The following is a 16,965-nucleotide window of genomic DNA, read 5'->3' as shown; positions in this document are numbered from 1 at the left end:
GCGGGTGAGGAATGGACAAGGTGGTGGCGAGCGCCGCTGCGGCGGTCGCCGACGTACGGGACGGGGCCTCACTGGCCGTCGGCGGTTTCGGGCTGAGCGGCGTGCCGAACGTCCTCATCGAGGCGCTGCGGGTGGCCGGGCCCCGCGAGCTGAGCGTGGTGTCGAACAACTGCGGGGTCGACGGCGGCGGCCTCGGCCTCCTGCTCGAGGCGGGCCAGATCGTCCGGGTGACCGGCTCCTACATCGGCGAGAACAAGACGTTCGCCCGCAAGTACCTCGGCGGTGAGGTCGAGGTCGAACTCGTCCCGCAGGGGACCTTGGCCGAGCGGCTCCGCGCCGGCGGCTGCGGGATACCGGCCTTCTACACCCCCGCCGGGGTCGGGACGGCCGTCGCCGAGGGCGGCATGCCGTGGCGCTACGCGGCGGACGGCACCGTCGCCGTCGCCTCCCCCGCCAAGGAGGTCCGTGCCTTCGACGGCGTCGACCACGTGCTCGAACGCGGCATCACCACCGACTTCGCGCTGGTACGGGCGCTGCGCGGCGACCGGTACGGCAACCTGGTGTTCGCCAAGGCCTCCCGGAACTTCAACCCGCCGGCCGCGATGGCCGGCCGCACCACGATCGCCGAGGTCGAGGAGCTCGTGGACGCTCTCGACCCCGAGGAGGTCCAGCTGCCGGGCGTGTTCGTCCAGCGGGTGGTGCCCCTGACGGCCGAGCAGGCCGCCGCCAAGGGAGTGGAGAAGAGGACGGTGCGCGCCTGATGGCCTGGACCCGTGACGAGATGGCGGCCCGCGCGGCCGCCGAACTGACCGACGGCGCCTACGTGAACCTCGGCATCGGCCTGCCCACGCTCGTGCCGGGGCACGTACCGCCCGGTGTACAGGTCGTCCTGCACTCGGAGAACGGGGTCCTCGGCGTCGGTCCCTACCCGCGCGAGGACGAGCTCGACCCCGACCTGATCAACGCGGGCAAGGAGACGGTCACCGTCCTTCCGGGCGCCTCCTTCTTCGACTCGTCCCTGTCGTTCGGGATGATCCGCGGCGGCCACATCGACGCCGCGATCCTGGGCGCCATGCAGGTCTCGGCCCGCGGCGACCTGGCGAACTGGATGATCCCCGGCGCGATGGTCAAGGGCATGGGCGGCGCGATGGACCTGGTCCACGGCGCCCGCCGCGTGATCGTCCTGACCACGCACAACGCCAAGGACGGCAGCCCGAAGATCGTCGAGGAGTGCACCCTGCCGCTGACCGGACGAGCGTGCGTCCACCGGATCATCACCGACATCGCCGTCCTGGACGTCACACCGGCGGGCCTCGTCCTGGTCGAGACCGCCCCCGGAGTCGGCGCCGACGAGGTCGCGGACCGCACCGGCGCGCCGATCACCTCCGCCTCCGCATAGGCGCCGGCCGCGCGACGGCGGGTACCGCGACCGCGGCCCCTCTTCCACGCCGGGCGGATAGGCTCACACGGTGATCGCCAAGATGCCGCCGATGCCGGCACGGGTCCAGTCCCTGCGGACATGGTGGCGGGCACGGAACCTGGTCGTACGCGACGGCGCGCTGGCCGTGCTGTTCGCGCTGCTCGCGTTCGCGCCCGGTGTGGCGCGCCAGGGTCTCGTCATGGCCGAGAACGCCCGGCGGCACGACGACCCGCTCGGCCTGGTGCTGCTGGCGGCCCAGTGCCTGCCCCTGGTGGTTCGCCGTAGCCGGCCGGTGTGGTGCCTGGGCATCGTCGCCGCCGCGTTCTCGGCGCACGAGCTCCTCGGCTATCCGGCCACCTTCGCCAGCGAGGGTCTGGTCGTCGCGCTGTACAGTGCCGGGGCGCACCAGGGGCGCTTCCGCCGGGTGACGGCCCTCGCCGGAACCGGCGCGTACGTCGTGCTCGCGGTCACGGTGCACGTTCAGGGCTCGCCCGAACTGCCGGTCGAGCTCTTCACCTTCTACCTGTTCCTGTCCGCGTGCTGGGCGGCGGGCACCTGGATGCGGGCGCGCGCCCGGCAGGAGTCCGAACGGCGCCGGCACGCCGCCGACGCGGCGATCGCACAGGAGCGGGCCCGCATCGCCCGGGAACTGCACGACGTGGTGACCCACCACGTGACGGCCATGGTGGTCCGGGCCGACGCCGCCCAGTTCACCGTCGCCGACGCTCCCGAGCAGGCCGCGGCCGACCTCGCGTCGATCGGCGACACCGGCCGCCGCGCCCTGACCGAGCTGCGGTACTTCCTCGGTGTGCTGGATCCGGTCCCCGAGGCCGAACAGGCACCCAGGGTCGGGCGGTTGCTGGACCTGGTGGAACAGACCCGTTCGGCGGGGCAGCCCGTCGAGCTGAGCGAAGAGGGCGAGCGGCGGCCCATGACCGACAGTGCCGAGCTGGCGGCGTACCGGGTCGTGCAGGAGGCGCTGACCAACGCGCTCAAACACGCCCGCGGGCACCGCACGGTGGTCCGGATCCGCCATGACGCCGCCGAGGTCGGCATCGAGGTGAGCACCGACGGACCGGGCGTCCCCTCGCCCCGCACCGCCGAAGGACGGGGGCTGACCGGCCTGCGGCAGCGTGTCGGGGTGGTCGGCGGCGAGCTGCGGGCCGGTGGCCGCCCGGGCGGCGGCTTCACCGTGCACGCGCGCATCCCGACGGGAAGCGGGCGGTGACCGCGGGCGCGCCCGGCGCGGACCGGGTCCCGATCGGCGTGCTGGTCTGCGACGACCAGGGCGTCATCCGGGCCGGCTACACCACCATCTTCGCGGCCCAGCCCGACATGACGGTGGTCGGCGAGGCCGGCGACGGCCGGACCGCGGTGGACCTGGCCCGCCGGCTGCGCCCGGACGTCGTCGTGATGGACGTCCGCATGCCGGGGCTGGACGGTATCGCGGCGACGCGGCTGCTGGCCGGGCCGGACGTCGCCGATCCGGTGAAGGTGCTGGTGGTCACCACGTTCAACCTCGACGAGTACGTGTACGAGGCGCTGCGCGCCGGCGCCAGCGGCTTCCTGCTCAAGGACTCGTCGCCGGCCGATCTGGTGGCCGGGGTGCGCACCGTCGCCGCCGGTGAGGCGCTGCTCGCGCCCTCCGTGACCCGCCGGCTGATCGGCCGGTTCGGCTCGCGGGTACGGCCGGATCCCGACCCGGCGGGCACGGACGGCCCGCTGGCCGCGCTGACCGGCCGCGAGCGCGAGGTGCTGAAGCTGATCGCCGCCGGGTTGTCCAACGCCGAGATCGCCGCCACTCTGGTGATCAGCCGGGAGACCGTCAAGACGTACGTCTCACACATCCTGACCAAGCTCGACCTGCGTGACCGGGTGCAGGCGGTGGTCTTCGCCCATCGCATCGGCCTCGTCACCGCCGAGGCCTGAGCCCATCCCCCGAGCGAGCTATCCGAGGTCTCAACTCCAGCGCGATGACCTTCTTTTCCGCCGTCCCTAGCGTTTGTGAGGTCGCGGCCGACGTCCGGACCGCGGACGGGAAAGGGAGGCGGACAAGTGAGAGAACGCGACGGCGCCGGCACGGCGGAGCAGGCACCGCCGGAGTACGCGGCGGGACCCGGAGGGCTCGCGCCGGCCGAGGGCGCCCCGCGGTGGGCGCGCCCGGCATGGGTACGCCTCATTGTGATGCTCGTGCTGTTCGTGCTGGTCGAGGGCATCGTGAGCGCGATCAACTCCGCGCTGGACGGCAACGCCGTCGCGGGGCTGCTCCTCGGCCTCGTCTGCGCCGGGCTCGTCCTGTGGGGGTACGCGAAGGCGGTGGGTCTCCTCGAACACCGCCAGGTGGCGGAGCTGGCCCGGGACGGCGCGGCCCGCAGCGTGTGGCGCGGGACGCTGGCCGGGCTGGGGTTGTTCGCGGTCACCATCGGCGTCATCGCGATGTTCGGCGGATACGGGATCGCCGGCTGGGGTTCCTTCGGCGCCTTCGTGGCCTGTCTGGGACTGATGTGCGCGGTGGCGGCGGTCGAGGAGGTTCTCCTTCGCGGCGTGCTGTTCCGCATCGTGGAGGAGATGACCGGCACCTGGGGCGCACTGGCCGTCTCCGCACTGGTCTTCGGGGTTCTGCATCTGGTCAACGCGAAGGCCACGGTCTGGGGCGCGCTGGCCATCGCCATGGAGGCCGGCCTGATGCTCGGTGCCGCCTACGCCGCGACCCGCACCCTCTGGCTGCCGATCGGCCTGCACCTCGGCTGGAACTTCGCCGAAGGCGGGATCTTCGGAGTCACCGTCTCCGGCAACGGCGACGGGCCGGCCGGGCTGCTCAAGGGCACGCTGTCCGGCCCGGTGGCGCTGACCGGCGGAGGCTTCGGGCCGGAGGCCAGTGTCGTGGCGATCCTGGTCTGCGGCGTCCCGACGGTCCTGCTCCTGCGCCGGGCCCGGCGCGACGGCCGCATCCGTCCGCGGCGCCGCCGTGCCACCGCCGGGCGCTGAGCCGCCGGACACCGTCCGCGACGAGCGTTCGGCCCGGTGCCGCCCCCACACGGCACCGAGCCGAACGGATCAGCCGCTCGTCATCGGGGTCAGGACGGCCGGATCCGGTAGGTGTGGCCGGGACGGGTGTCGAACACCACCACGTTGGCCTCGGGACGTTCGACGCTCGCGCCGGTCACCGACACCGGCGCCTGGGTGCGGAGGCGCACCTGCTCGCCGAGGTCGGAGCGGATGTCGGCCTCGGTCAGGCGTCCCTGCGCCCATTCGATGCCGACCTCGAAGCCGCCCCGGGCCCGCAGGCCGCGCACGTGGCCGGCCGGCCACGCGTCGGCGGGCAGCGTCGGGAGCAGGAACACCTCGCCGGCGTGGCTGTGCAGCAGCATCTCGGTGATCCCCGAGACGCCGCCGAAGTTGCCGTCGATCTGGAACGGCGGGTGCAGGTCGAACATGTTGGGCGCGGTCCGCGCGGTGGTGAGGAGCCGGGACAGGTGCTCGTAGGCCTTCGCGGAGTCCTCCAGCCGGGCCCAGATGTTCATCTTCCAGGCCAGCGACCATCCCTCGCCGGCGTTTCCGCGCAGTTCGAGGCTCCGCTTCGCGGCGTTGACCAGGTCGGGGGTCTGCCGGGGCACGATCTGCGCGCTGGGGAACACGCCGTACAGGTGGGAGACGTGCCGGCTCTGTTCCAGGGCCGCCTCCCGCCAGTCCTCCAGCCACTCCTGCAGCTGGCCCAGGTAGCCGATCTGCATGGGCGCGAGCCGGGCGCGGGCCGCCTTCACCTTCGCGCGGAAGTCGCGGTCCTGGCCGAGGATCTCCGACGCCTCGGCGCAGGCGTCGAACAGGTCGCGCAGGATCTGCATGTCCATCGTCGGACCGGCGCAGATGCTCACGCTCTCGCCCTCGTCCTGGTGGTGGGTGACCTCGGGCGACTGGGACGGGTTGGTGATCAGCCAGCCGTGCTCGGGGTCCTCGACCAGGGTGTCGAGGAAGAACTGCGCTGCCCCCTTCATCACCGGGTAGTCGTGCCGGAGCAGGTTCTTGTCACCGGTGAACCGGTAGCGGTCCCACAGCACGACCGACAGCCACGCTCCGCCGCTCGGCCACATGCCGTACTGCGCGAAGTCGACCGGTGCGGTGCCGCGCCAGCCGTCGGTGTTGTGGTGGAGCACCCAGCCGCCGGCGCCGTACTGCACCTTCGCGGTACGGCGGCCGGACTCCGCCAGCTCGTGGACCATGGCCGCCGCGGGCGCCCAGCAGTCGGCGAGGTTCGTCGGTCCGGCGGGCCAGTAGTTCATCTCGAAGTTGATGTTGACGGTGTACTTGGACTCCCAGGCCGGAGTCATGCTGTCGTTCCACAGGCCCTGCAGGTTCGCCGGCTGGCCGGGCGAGCGCGAGCAGGAGATCAGCAGGTAGCGGCCGTACTGGAAGTACAGGGCGGCGAGCTGCGGGTCGGCGCCCGAGGCGAACAGCGGGATCCGCTCGTTGGTGGGCAGGCTCACGTTGTCGGAGGTGCCGAGGTTGATGTCGACGCGTGAGAACAACCGGTGGTGGTCCGCGACGTGGGTGCGCCGGAGCAGGTCGTACGGCTTGGCCGCCGCGGGCGTGAGCGGCCGGCGCGCCCGCGCGGCCGGGTCCGCGCCGACGTCCTGGTAGTTGCGGTAGCTCGTGCCGACCGAGATGACCAGGGTGACGGAGTTCGCCTCGTCGACGATCAGCTTGCCCTGGTCGGTGTGGACCTTCCCGCCGTCCGCGGTGGCCCGTGCCAGCGCCTGGAAGCGTACGGCGCCGGCCCGGCCCTGCCACTCGCCGCTGACGCCGTCGAGCGCGATGGTGCGGCCGTCGGCGGCGGACGTCGTCGTCTGCTGCGGGCTGTCGAAGTTCGCCTGGAAGGAGATCGAGCCCGGCTTGTCGGCGGTCAGGCGCATCACGATCACCTGGTCCGGGGTGCTGGCGAAGACCTCACGGGTGTGGTGCACGCCGCCGCGCAGGTACGTGACCTTCGTGATCGCCGTGGTGAGGTCGAGGTCGCGCTGGTACTCGGTCACCTCGCCCGTGTCGGGGAAGGTGAGGTTCAGATTTCCGACGGGCTGGTACGCCGCCTGCTCCGAGGGCCGGCCGAGGAACTTGGCGTCGACCAGCTTCTGCGCCTGGTTCCACTTCTCGTCGAACACCAGCTGGCGGATCTGCGGCAGGGCGGCCAGCGCGTCGGGGCTGTCGTAGTCGTGCGGGCTGCCCGCCCAGATGGTGTCCTCGTTGAGCTGGAGGCGTTCGGTGTCGGTGCCGCCGAAGACCATCGCGCCCAGCCGGCCGTTCCCGACCGGGAGGGCTTCGAGCCACTCCTGCGCCGGGCCCTTGTACCAGAGGCGGAGCGGATTGGTCTCCTGGCCGGAGGCGGTGCCGGCGAGGGCGGGGTCGGCCAGGGCCGAACCGGCGACCACGGTCGCCGACGCGACCGCCGCGCCGACGCCGGCGGCCTTGAGGACATCGCGCCGGGATGGTTGGGACATGTCGGTGCCTTTCAGTTGTTCCTGCGAGCGACGGACCCCCGAGAGACAAAGGTTCAGGGCGGCGCGAGGTGGTACGCGCGGGCGGCGGTGCCGCCGAAGACCGCCTCCCGGTCCTCGTCCGGCAGGCCGCCGATGAGGCCTTCCGCGGCGGCGACGACCTCCGCGTACGAGGCGGCGAGCAGGCAGACGGGCCAGTCGGAGCCGAACATGACCCGGCGCGGGCCGAACGCCTCCAGCACGACCTCCGCGTACGGGGTCCACGCCTCCGGCGGACCGGCGGTCAGCATCCCGGACAGCTTGCAGAACGTGCCGGGCTCGGCGGCGAGGGCGCGGATGTCCGCCGCCCACGTGCCGAACCCGCCGTCGGCGGGGCGTGGCGCGGCCAGGTGGTCCAGCACGAGCCTCAACCCCGGAACGGCCCGCGCGGCGCGGACCGCGGTGGAAAGATGCTTCGGCCGGATGAGCAGGTCGAAGGCGAGGCCCGCGTCGCGTACGGCGGTGAGCCCGCGCCGTACGCCGGGCCGGACCAGCCAGAGCGGATCGGCCTCGGTGTGCACGGGATGGCGGAGCCCGGCCAGGTGCTCGCCGCCCCGCGCGGCGCGCAGCTCCGCGAGGGTGCCGGCGATGCCCGGTGCGGTCAGGTCGGCCCAGCCCACGACGCCCGCGACCAGGTCCTCGCGGTGTGCGAGCTCCAGGAGTTCGAGCGTCTCCTTCTCCACGCTCGCCGTCTGCACCACGACCGTGCCGGAGACGCCCGCCGCCCGTGCGGCGGGGCGGAGGTCCTCGACGGTGAAGTCGCGGCGGATCGCGGCCATCGACGGCCCGGCGATCCACGGCTGGTCACGGACGCCCAGGTCCCACACGTGATGGTGGGCGTCGATCCGGGGCATCCTAGAGCTCCTCGAGTTCGGCCCACAGCGCCTCGGGGATGGGCGGGGCCGCCGTCGCCGCGGACACCTCCGCGGGGGTGCGGGCGCCGACGACCACCCCCGTCACGGCGGGATGCCGCAGCGGGTAGCGCACGGCCGCGGAGCCCAGCGGCACCCCGTACGCGGCGCATCGCCGGGCCATGGCGCGCGCCCGCTCCAGCACGGCGTCTCCGGCCGGGGCGTAGTCGAAGTGCGCGCCCGGGCGTGGATCGGCCAGGACCCCGCTGTTGAACACCCCGGCGACGATCACCGCGACGCCCCGCTCCCGGCAGCGCGGCAGCAGGTCACGGGCCGCCTCGCGGTCCAGCAGCGAGTAGCGGCCCGCCACCATGACGCAGTCGATGTCGGTCTCGGCGACGAAGCGCGCGAGCAGGCGGGTCTGGTTCATGCCCACGCCGATCGCCTTGACCGCGCCCTCGTCGCGGAGCCGCTCCAGCGCCGGGTACGCCTCCCCCGCCGCCTCGGCCCAGTGATCGTCCGGGTCGTGGATGTAGAGGATGTCGAAGGCGTCCAGGCCGGTCCGTTCGAGGCTGCCGGCCAGGGAGCGGTAGACGCCGTCACGGCTGTAGTCGCGGACCTGTGTCCCGTCCGGCCGCAGCAACCGCCCGACCTTGGTGGAGACGACGGCCTCGGCGCGACGGGCCGGGGTGAGGAAGGCGCCGAGCCGGCGTTCGGCCAGCCCCGCCCCGTAGTGCGGGGCGGTGTCGAAGTAGCGGAGTCCCGCGTCCCAGGCGGCTTCGAGGGTCGCCGCCGCCTGGTCCTCCCCCACCGCCGTGAACAGCCCGCCGATCGGCGCGGTGCCCAGCCCCAGCCGCCCGACGGTCAGGCCGCCGCGGCCGATCGGGCGGCGGTCCGGTGTTCCCTCCATCGCCGTCATCTCAGGAGAGACGGGTCTGGAGGGCGGCGATCTCCTCGGCGCCCTGGTGGACCCGGAAGCTCGTCCGGTACGTCCGGGTCTCCCCCGGCTCGAGCCAGATCATGCTTCCGTCGTCGCGGGCCGCCGCGTCGCCGGCCACGTGGTGCGTCGAGGGCTCCACGCCGACCGCGTAGTCACCCGCGCGCAGGTTGAGCCACTGGAAGAAGCAGGGGAACTCCGCGGCCCGCCACTCGACGCTCACCGCGAGGCCGAGCCGGTCGTTGACGAGGGCCGCGCCGGTCAGCCCCTTCGCGTCCGACGCGAGTTCGTGCTCGTACACCTGCTCGACGAAGCCCGGCAGCGGGGCCGGGAGCACGCGGTTGTCCACGCCCTGCTCGACGACGCTGTCCGACCGCCACACCGTGTCGCGCACCGGCGCGAGGAACCGGCTGCCCTGGTCGAGGAGCGGCCAGCCGAGGTTGATGTGGTAGAGGAACATGTGCGGGACCGGGTCGAACCCCGGGTTGGTCACGGCGTCGATCAGGCGGATCTCGTCGCCGCCCAGGTCGGCCTCGATGCGGCGCGTGAGCCGGAGGTTCTCGGCGAACACCGCGGCCTGCCGCACCTCGCCCTCGGCCCACAGCACACAGCGGTCGCCGTCCCACCGCTCGCCGTAGCCGGTCAGCCGCGCGGGGATGTTGCCGACCCGGCCGTGCAGCCCGTGCCGTACCGTCCGCCGCGGCGGATACCGGTACGACGACGCGTCCACCTCACCGCCGAACAGCGTGTGGTCCAGCCCGGCGGTCACGGTCAGCCCGGAGAACGAGCGGAGCCACGACAGCCCGTCCTCGTCCGCGTTCTCGTGCAGCCCGGGGTGCCGGAACCCGGTCCGCGACCGCCAGCCGAACGCCCGTCCGGCGTGTTCGGCCGCGCCGATGTCCATGCACCGGTCCACCAGCACGTCGAACGCCAGCCCGCTGCCGGTGCGGAACTCCAGCGTACGGATCCCGCGCTCCAGGCCGTCCCCGAGCGTCACGAGCCGCACGCCGCCGGCCGCCGCCAGGTCACCGGCCCGTGCGGCGAGGTCACGCCGCCCGGTCTCTTTTCCGTACAGGTTCATCGAGCCACCCTTCTCACGTGCTCCCAACGGCCGGTTCACGTCATCACCCAGCCGCCGTTGACCTCGATCGTCTGGCCGGTCACGAACGACGCGTCCGGGCCGGCCAGGAAGGCCACGACGGAGGCGAGCTCCTCGTTCCTGCCGCGCCGCTGCAGCGCCTGCCGCTCCAGCACGAACCGGGTGTAGGCCTCCGGGTCCGGGTGGATCTCCTCCGCGGCGGTCGGGAAGGCGCCCGGCGAGACCGCGTTGACGCGGATCTCGTACGGTCCGAGCTCGCGGGCGAGCGCACGGGTCAGCGCGGTCACCGCGCCCTTGGTCGCGACGTAGGCGGCGAGGTTCGCCCACCCGCCGTGCATGGTGATGGACGCGATGTTGACGATCGCGCCGCCGCCGCTCTCGGTCATCCGCCGGGCCGCGGCCTGGGCGGCGACCCAGTACGCACGCTGGTTGACCGCCTGCACGTCGTCGTACTCGGCGAGCGGCACCTCCAGGAACGGCCGGCTGGGATAGACGGCCGCGTTGTTGACGAGGACGCCCAGCGGGCCGAGCCCGGCGGCGGCAGCGGTCACCGCCGTCTCGATCGCCGTCGCGTCGCGCAGGTCGACGGTGAGCGGCAGGACGGTGCCGCCCGCCCTCTCGATGAGACGGACGGTCTCGGCGAGCGACGGCTCGTCGACGTCGAGGGCGGCCACCGGGTGTCCGTCGGCGGCCAGGCGCAGCGCCGTGGCACGGCCGAGGGCTCCACCCGCGCCGGTCACCAGTGCACTCGTCATGGGCATCTCCAGGAGCGATAGAGGGTGTCGAGGTCGTGCAGAAGCCTGCGGGGCGGTACGCGGTCGGCGGCCCCGTCGCGGAGCAGGCGTGACGCGGCGTCCTGGAACGGGACGTAGCCGGCGGTCGCCGGCCGCACCCAGGCCACCTCGATCGTGGCGAGCGTGGCGCGGTAGAAGCCGCCGCTCAGCGCGCTCGCCTCCGCGTCGGTCCAGGTGGAGCGGGCCGCGGGCTGGCCGCCGGCGGCCGGGTACAGGTCGCGCTGCACCGCCGGGGAGCAGAGGCGGCGCAGGTGGCCGCGGATCGCGTCGCGCACCGCGGGATCGGCCGCGCGCGGACGCGAGACGGCCAGCCCGGCACCGCCGAGCACACTGCCCGGCCGCCCACCCGGCTCCCACGCGGGCGCGTCGGCGTACCGCAGGTCCCCGGCGTACGTGACGTATCCGTGGACGAGCGGGCAGTACGCCGGGCCGTCGCCGGCCGCGAGCGCCTCCAGCAGGCCGGCCGGGCCGTGCCGCCAGACCTCGGAGTCGCAGCGCGCGACCAGCTCGGCCATGGTGTCCAGCGCGGCCTCGCCCGCGTCCGGCGGGACGACGGCGCCCTCGTACCGGAAGGGTTCGGCGCCCTGGGCGACACAGAGCGCGCAGAAGGTCAGGAAGGCGTGGGGCCCGCCGAGGCACAGCGCGACCGGCAGCGAACGGGCCAGCTCCCGCACCTCCGCCCAGGTGCCGGGCAGCGCGGACGCGAGGTCCCGCCGGGCGGCGGCGACCTGGGCCGTGGCGTCGACCGGCAGCGCCCACGCGCGGCCGTCGACGACGTAGCTGTCATAGGAGGCACCGACCGTGCCGTCCCGCCACGCGGCCAGCTCGGACCCGGCGAACAGCTCGTCCATGGGCAGCAGGCAGCCGTCGGCGACGGCCGTGCCGAGGCCCACGTGATCGACGACGAGGACGTCGTAGTCGGCCGTGAGCGTCGCCAGAGGGCGCGACTCGAAGTCCTCGAGCGGCCGGCGTTCCCAGCGCAGCGGGCGGCGTACGGCCTCGTACGGATAGGGTCCGCGCGGGCCCGACCGGGCGTCCAGGCGCGCCAGCGTGTCCAGCGGCGCGTACCCCCGCGGGTGGTCCCACGTCGTGCCGCGCAGTTCGGCGGTCATGGGCCCTCCTTCGTCGGGGAGGGTGACCACAAGGGCGTGTCTTCGATTCCCTCGCTTCGCTCGGTCATGTGACCAGCCACCGGTGTAGATGGTCGATGGCGGACTCCTGCAGGACGCAGTCGAACCGGTGCGGGCCCGGGTGGAACTCACCCACGTACGCGCCGGGCGCGCCCGCCCGGCGGTAGTGCTCGGTGAGCCGCCGATGAGCGGCCTCCATCCCCGCGAGGGGGAACAACCTGTCGTCGCGCAGGTACTGCACCAGCAGCGGTGACGGCGCGCGGGCGGCGGCCAGGTCGGGCCAGTCGCCGGCCCGCCGCAGGTCCGGCGGGAAGAACATCCAGGTGTGCCCGGTGACGTGCCGGTCGAGCAGCGCCTCGTGCGTGCTCATCATCCCGGCGACGACCGCCGCCCCGACGTACGGGCTGGTCGCCTGCAGCAGCGCCGCCCGGCACCCTCCGCCGGAGAAGCCGACGCAGCCGATCGCCCCGTCGTTCACGTCCGGCCGAGCGCGCAGGCAGGCGGCGGCGATCCGGTCCTCGTACGCGGCGACTCCGGCCAGGCTCAGCCCGAGCACCGCACAGTGCTTGGCGACCACGTGCTCGTGCCGCGCGGCGAGGCGGTTGTACCGGCGGAGATCGGCCGGGTCGCCGCCGGCGGGCTCGGCCGCGATCCACTCGCCGTCCGGTGAGGGCTCCACCATGTGCTCGGCGGGGAAGCGGCGGCTCCCCCACAGGAAGACGTCGGGGACCAGCACGGTGAAGCCGGCGCGGGCGACCGCGTCGGCGAACGGACGGCCGCCGTAGAACTCCCGCCGCAGGTCCGCGACGCCGGGGACCTCGCCGTCCGGCCCGTCGGCGATCTTCTCCTTGCCGTGGTACTTGAAGGCGTCGTGGCCGTGCAGCGCGAGGACGCCCGGGAGCGGTCCGCGCGCCCCGGAGGGGCGGAGCAGCCACGCGTGGGTCCGCGGGCCGTAACCGACCGACCAGGAGACCTCCTCTCCGTCGATCCCGTCCGCGGACCAGCGGCGTTCCACTCTCGGCGCGATCGGGGCCCCGTCGCGGTCGGCGCCGACGATCCGGCGCGCCGCGGCCATGTCGAGGCGGCCGTCGCCCGGCGGGGCGAGGACGGCCGCGGCCTCGGCGAGATCGCCGAACGCGCCGAGGCCCGCGTCGCTGTGTGTCACCTACTCTCCGTCCGTCCCGTGCCGGTCGCAGCGGAGCAGGTTCAGGTCCACCGAGTCGGCGATGGCCTGGTACCCGGCGTCGCTGAGGTGGAGGTGGTCGCCGGAGTCGTCCGCGGGAAGCAGCCGCGTCGGGTCCTCCGGATCACGGGTCGCCCGGTCGAAGTCGACCACTCCGTCGAACACGCCGCTCGTACGGATGAACGCGTTGACCTCCTGGCGGACGGCCTCGTTCTTGTCGCCCAGGTAGACCGAGCCGCCGAACGGCGTGATGGTCGCGCCGATGAGGCAGCGGCCCGCGGCGTGGGCCTTGGCGACCATGTCCCGGTAGCCGGCGATCAGCGCGTCCGCCGAGGCCCCGCCCGTGCCGATGTCGTTGACCCCTTCGAACAGGATCACCGTCCGTACGCCGGGCTTGGTGAAGACGTCCTGGACCAGCCTCGTCCGCCCGCTGCGGCCGACACCGTCCTTGAGGACCTGGTTGGCGGAGATCCCCTCGTTGGTCACCGCGAGCCGCCGCGACGGCGGCAGCGCGCGCAGCCGGTCGGCGAGGAGGTCGGGCCACCGGTGGTTGGCGTTCTCGGTGGAGCCGACGCCCGAGGTGATCGAGTCACCGAGGGCGGCGACCGTCGAGACGGTCCTCGGCGCGGTCACGACGACGGCGTCCAGCCAGAACCATACGGCCGACTGCGTCGGGAACGACGCCCCCGACTCCTCGGCGGCGTGGTCGCCCGTCGTCGACTTGTAGGTGTACTGCATGGTCCGGTTGTGCGCGGTCAGCTTGCCGCTTTCGCCCTGGAGGTACAGGCTCACCTCCAGGTCGCTGCCGTCCGGCACGCGGCCCGGAAGCGGATCGCTGAACACCACGCCGCCCGCCGGGACCGTCACCGACGGCCGCCCGCCGAACGTCATGCGGCGGTTGGACCCGGGCACCAGCTCCGGCCCCGACCGCTGACGCCCGACGTACGCGGCGCCGAACGTCACCGGCCGGTCGCCCATGACGTTCGACAGCCGGATCCGCAGGCCCGTGCCGCCGCGGCTGATGTGCACGGGGTTCCGTACGGTCATCTCGTGGAGGGTTCCGCCGGTGGTGTCGTCGGCGGCGGCCCAGGTCGACACCTCGTTCGGGCCCCTGCCGTGCGTCTCGGCGGCGTGGGCCGGAGTGCCGGCCAGACCGGTGGCGAGCGCGGTGAACACCACGCCGGCGGCCATGCCGAACCGGCGCGTTCTTTCCTTCGAAATCAACGTCGCTCCTCGACGTCCTGGCGCGGGGCGGGCCCGTGCGGGGCCCGCCCCAGCGCGTCGGCGGCTCAGTGGGCCGGGGTGTTCTCCGGGAGCGGATACGGGAAGTTCGGGGTGACCCCGATCTTGTCGAGCTCCAGCTTGGACTCGTCGAATCCGTCGTTCCAGCTGTCGTTCTCGAACGTGTTGCAGTGCGTGTCACCGTGGAAGGGCGACTTGTACTGCGCATTGGTGATCTTGATGTTGCTGAAGTTCCAGCCGCAGCCGCCGGCGTCCATGTGGATGCCGCTCGGCACGACGTCCGGCATCGACGGGTCGGCGTTGACGTCGTCGATGGTGATCTGCGACATCTGGCTCTCGATGGTGTGCGGCTCGAAGTTCTGCACGCCGTAGGAGTCGATGGCGCCCATGTCGCCGCTGTCCTGGCCGGCGTGCGCGATGCGCAGGTACTTCAGCACGTTGCCGCCGGCGTAGTTGTCCGCGTTGGCGACCGTGGTGATCGCCTTGACGCTCACGGCGTACCGGGCGCTGTGCTGGATGACGCTGTTGCTCAGCTCGTTGTGGCCGCTGTCGACGACCTCGTAGCCCGAGGCGTCGCCGGGTACCAGCTGGCCGACCCAGTTGATGTAGTTGTCGGTGAGGACGTTGTCGTGCGAGATGTTCCCCTCACCGGGGTAGCCGCCCTCGAGCTTGACGCCGTCGCCGCCGAGCCGCTCGAAGAGGCTGTCGGAGATCGTGTCGTGGTCGTTGGCGAACAGCATGAACACGCCGGTCCAGCCGGTGTCGGCGATGTGCATGCGCCGCAGGGCGACATGTGTCGTGTTGGTCAGCGTGATGGTCCCGTACTGGTTACGCGGCATCTCGATCTGACGGTCGTAGTCGGGGTACTTGTGGATCACGCCCGAGTCGCCGTTGCCGTTCCAGCCGTAGCGGTACCAGTCGGTGAAGTCGCTGTACTGCACGGTCAGCCCGTCGAGGGACAGGTCGTGCACCTTGGCGTTCGGCGAGCTGCCCGCGATCGAGAAGACCGTCTGCACGGTCGGCGCCCAGACCTGGGAGTTGTCGATCGAGCCGCTGCGCGGCCAGTAGTACAGCTCACCGGTGGCGTGGTCGAGGTAGTACTCCCCGGCCTCGTCGAGGAAGTCGAGGGAGTTCTGGAGGAAGTACCTGGACCCGACGTGGGAGAACAGCGCGTATCTCGTCGGGTAGCGGAGGCTGATGAACTTCTTGGTCCAGTTGACGTTGAGGATCGGATCGGTGTCGGTGAACCAGGTCCAGTGACCGCCGGACCAGACCACGACCTGCGCGTCGTGCAGGTCCCAGTCCTGGTTCAGGTCGCCGTCCTTGTAGGCCATCCACTGCTGGGAGTTGGTCAGCGCGTCGTCGGAGCTCTCCACACCCTGGAAGTACGGGCCGAGCGTCTCGGTGGACGTGCGGTTCGGCGTGCGCGCCGTCGTCGCCCGCTGGCCGTTGTCGTACAGCGTGTAGAAGGGCTGGTTCTTGTCGACCTGGGTCTTGTAGATGTTGCCCTTGTACTTCTGCCAGCCGGTGATCTGCCGGGCGCCGAGGAAGCGCGCCTTCCCCGGGCCGTCATAGCTCTGGTAGACGACCGAGTGCCCGTTGCTGCCGGAGTCGGCCTCGTTGAACTGGATGGTCTTCGCCACCGGGTAGTCCCCGGCCCGCAGCTCGACCTGGATGTCGCAGGACATGTGCTTGTTCAGCCCGCGCTGACGGATGACGTCCCGTGCGTGCTCGACCGTCTTCCACGGCTTGCCGATCGTGCCGTTCGCCCGGTCGTCGCCCTGCGGGGAGACGAAGAAGCGCTTCGGCGTGCAGGTGCTCTGCCCGGCGTCGGCGGCGCCGGCCGTGGCGGCCGGTGCGGTCAGGCACGCGAGCGCGGCGGCCGCGCACACGGCGCCGCGCAGAAATCTGTGACGGGATTTACGGAACAATGAGCCCTCCTGGGATCAAAGGTGAATCGGGCCCCCCGATGTCCTTTGGTCAGTGCCGGTCGGCGCGCCAGCGCTCGTACTCGGCCCGGGTCTCCTGCGTGAGCGGGTAGTAGTCGACGAGGGCGCCGCCCTCCTCGATGCGGGACCGGCTGAACTTCTCCCACTCCTCGTGCTCGCCGGCCGACTCGATGACCTCGCGGGCACGCCGGCGCGGCACGATGACGGCGCCGTCGTCGTCGGCCACCACCAGGTCGCCGGGCAGCGTCAGCACGCCACCGCAGGCGATCGGCACGTCGTACGCCCACGGGAACAGCTCGGACTGCGACGCGTAGTGAGGGGTGACGCCGGTCGTCCAGATGGGCACCCCGAGCTTGCGCACGCGCGGCGCGTCCCGGATGCAGCCGTCGACGACGATGCCCGCGCCGCCCTTCTGCTTGAAGTAGCGGACGAGCATGTCACCGAAGCAGCCGGTGTAGGCGCTGCCGTAGGCCTGCACGACGAGCACGTCGCCGGGCTGGACGGTCTCCAGCACCGCCCACAGCGCGGTGTGCCGCTCGATGTACTCCTGGCCGAGGCCGGAGGCGATGTCCTCGCGCTGCGGCATGAACTGCAGGGTCAGCGCCCGCCCGGCGACCTTCTGGCCCGGCTCCAGGGGCCGCGGCCCGGCGACGAACGTCCGGCGTATGCCCTGCGCGTGCAGCTTGGCGCAGGCCGTCGCGGCGCTGACCGCGGAGAGCCGCCGCACGAGGTCGGGGTCGGCCGGCTCCGGGGCATCGCCCCGTACGGGCAGGTCCCACACCGAATCCTCGTCGGCACTTCGGCCGCTGTCTTCCACTGACGACTCCTTCAT

Annotated in this window: 15 protein-coding genes; 5 read left to right on the top strand and 10 right to left on the bottom strand. The window is 72.7% G+C overall.

Features of this window, described 5'->3' with window-relative positions; all coding sequences use genetic code 11:
* Positions 1 to 11: 11 nt before the first annotated feature.
* From ABEA10_RS09320 to ABEA10_RS09300, 5 genes are all read left to right on the top strand, one after another.
* Positions 12 to 761, top strand: coding sequence for a CoA transferase subunit A (locus ABEA10_RS09320; RefSeq protein ID WP_345460198.1), 750 nt, complete (start codon positions 12 to 14; stop codon positions 759 to 761).
* Positions 761 to 1,399: a CoA transferase subunit B gene (locus ABEA10_RS09315; RefSeq protein WP_345460195.1), complete on the top strand. Its 639-nt coding sequence runs from the start codon at positions 761 to 763 to the stop codon at positions 1,397 to 1,399. The genes ABEA10_RS09320 and ABEA10_RS09315 overlap by 1 nt, the downstream gene beginning before the upstream one ends.
* A gap of 70 nt (positions 1,400 to 1,469) precedes the next feature.
* Positions 1,470 to 2,648 (top strand): sensor histidine kinase, encoded by a 1,179-nt coding sequence (locus tag ABEA10_RS09310; protein ID WP_345460191.1) that lies wholly within the window; start codon positions 1,470 to 1,472, stop codon positions 2,646 to 2,648.
* Positions 2,645 to 3,349, top strand: a complete 705-nt coding sequence (locus ABEA10_RS09305) for a response regulator (protein WP_345460188.1) — start codon at positions 2,645 to 2,647, stop codon at positions 3,347 to 3,349. The genes ABEA10_RS09310 and ABEA10_RS09305 overlap by 4 nt, the downstream gene beginning before the upstream one ends.
* 126 nt (positions 3,350 to 3,475) lie before the next feature.
* Entirely contained in the window at positions 3,476 to 4,408 is a 933-nt protein-coding gene (locus tag ABEA10_RS09300; protein WP_345460185.1) for a CPBP family intramembrane glutamic endopeptidase, read from the top strand.
* 89 nt (positions 4,409 to 4,497) lie between these two features.
* Here the strand turns inward: ABEA10_RS09300 and ABEA10_RS09295 are convergent, their stop codons facing one another.
* The 10 genes from ABEA10_RS09295 to ABEA10_RS09250 form a co-directional block, all read right to left on the bottom strand.
* Positions 4,498 to 6,912 (bottom strand): glycoside hydrolase family 95 protein, encoded by a 2,415-nt coding sequence (locus tag ABEA10_RS09295; RefSeq protein WP_345460181.1) that lies wholly within the window; start codon positions 6,910 to 6,912, stop codon positions 4,498 to 4,500.
* Between the two features lie 53 nt (positions 6,913 to 6,965).
* Complete coding sequence (locus ABEA10_RS09290; RefSeq protein WP_345460178.1) at positions 6,966 to 7,802, bottom strand: amidohydrolase family protein; 837 nt, start codon at positions 7,800 to 7,802, stop codon at positions 6,966 to 6,968.
* A gap of 1 nt (position 7,803) precedes the next feature.
* The gene (locus ABEA10_RS09285) at positions 7,804 to 8,709 is read right to left on the bottom strand and encodes an aldo/keto reductase (RefSeq protein ID WP_345460175.1); all 906 of its coding nucleotides are present in this window, start codon (positions 8,707 to 8,709) and stop codon (positions 7,804 to 7,806) included.
* A 10-nt stretch (positions 8,710 to 8,719) separates the two neighbouring features.
* Entirely contained in the window at positions 8,720 to 9,817 is a 1,098-nt protein-coding gene (locus ABEA10_RS09280; RefSeq protein WP_345460172.1) for an aldose 1-epimerase family protein, read from the bottom strand.
* A 35-nt stretch (positions 9,818 to 9,852) separates the two neighbouring features.
* Positions 9,853 to 10,590, bottom strand: a complete 738-nt coding sequence (locus ABEA10_RS09275; protein ID WP_345460169.1) for an SDR family NAD(P)-dependent oxidoreductase — start codon at positions 10,588 to 10,590, stop codon at positions 9,853 to 9,855.
* Complete coding sequence (locus ABEA10_RS09270; protein WP_345460166.1) at positions 10,587 to 11,741, bottom strand: hypothetical protein; 1,155 nt, start codon at positions 11,739 to 11,741, stop codon at positions 10,587 to 10,589. The genes ABEA10_RS09275 and ABEA10_RS09270 overlap by 4 nt, the downstream gene beginning before the upstream one ends.
* A 64-nt stretch (positions 11,742 to 11,805) precedes the next feature.
* A complete protein-coding gene (locus tag ABEA10_RS09265) occupies positions 11,806 to 12,924 on the bottom strand; it encodes a dienelactone hydrolase family protein (protein ID WP_345460163.1) in 1,119 nt (372 codons plus the stop codon).
* Positions 12,925 to 14,166: an SGNH/GDSL hydrolase family protein gene (locus ABEA10_RS09260; RefSeq protein ID WP_345460160.1), complete on the bottom strand. Its 1,242-nt coding sequence runs from the start codon at positions 14,164 to 14,166 to the stop codon at positions 12,925 to 12,927. It lies immediately after the preceding gene.
* A 65-nt stretch (positions 14,167 to 14,231) separates the two neighbouring features.
* A complete protein-coding gene (locus ABEA10_RS09255) occupies positions 14,232 to 16,115 on the bottom strand; it encodes a right-handed parallel beta-helix repeat-containing protein (RefSeq protein WP_345460157.1) in 1,884 nt (627 codons plus the stop codon).
* 49 nt (positions 16,116 to 16,164) lie between these two features.
* Positions 16,165 to 16,950 carry an RraA family protein gene (locus tag ABEA10_RS09250; protein ID WP_345460154.1) on the bottom strand — a complete coding sequence of 262 codons (786 nt, stop codon included), beginning with the start codon at positions 16,948 to 16,950 and terminating at the stop codon, positions 16,165 to 16,167.
* Between the last annotated feature and the right edge of the window lie 15 nt (positions 16,951 to 16,965).

Origin of the sequence: Actinoallomurus oryzae (assembly GCF_039541955.1) — a bacterium.
GTDB classification, from domain to species: domain Bacteria; phylum Actinomycetota; class Actinomycetes; order Streptosporangiales; family Streptosporangiaceae; genus Actinoallomurus; species Actinoallomurus oryzae.
The sequence above is the reverse complement of the archived record's forward strand: the minus strand, read 5'-3'. Positions and strand labels throughout refer to the sequence as shown.

Excerpts from the sequence above, each read along its gene's own strand:
- ABEA10_RS09320 (WP_345460198.1), top strand. The coding sequence starts at position 12 with ATGGACAAGGTGGTGGCGAGCGCCGCTGCGGCGGTCGCCGACGTACGG.
- ABEA10_RS09315 (WP_345460195.1), top strand. The coding sequence starts at position 761 with ATGGCCTGGACCCGTGACGAGATGGCGGCCCGCGCGGCCGCCGAACTG.
- ABEA10_RS09295 (WP_345460181.1), bottom strand. The coding sequence starts at position 6,912 with ATGTCCCAACCATCCCGGCGCGATGTCCTCAAGGCCGCCGGCGTCGGC.
- ABEA10_RS09290 (WP_345460178.1), bottom strand. The coding sequence starts at position 7,802 with ATGCCCCGGATCGACGCCCACCATCACGTGTGGGACCTGGGCGTCCGT.
- ABEA10_RS09285 (WP_345460175.1), bottom strand. The coding sequence starts at position 8,709 with ATGGAGGGAACACCGGACCGCCGCCCGATCGGCCGCGGCGGCCTGACC.
- ABEA10_RS09280 (WP_345460172.1), bottom strand. The coding sequence starts at position 9,817 with ATGAACCTGTACGGAAAAGAGACCGGGCGGCGTGACCTCGCCGCACGG.
- ABEA10_RS09275 (WP_345460169.1), bottom strand. The coding sequence starts at position 10,590 with ATGACGAGTGCACTGGTGACCGGCGCGGGTGGAGCCCTCGGCCGTGCC.
- ABEA10_RS09270 (WP_345460166.1), bottom strand. The coding sequence starts at position 11,741 with ATGACCGCCGAACTGCGCGGCACGACGTGGGACCACCCGCGGGGGTAC.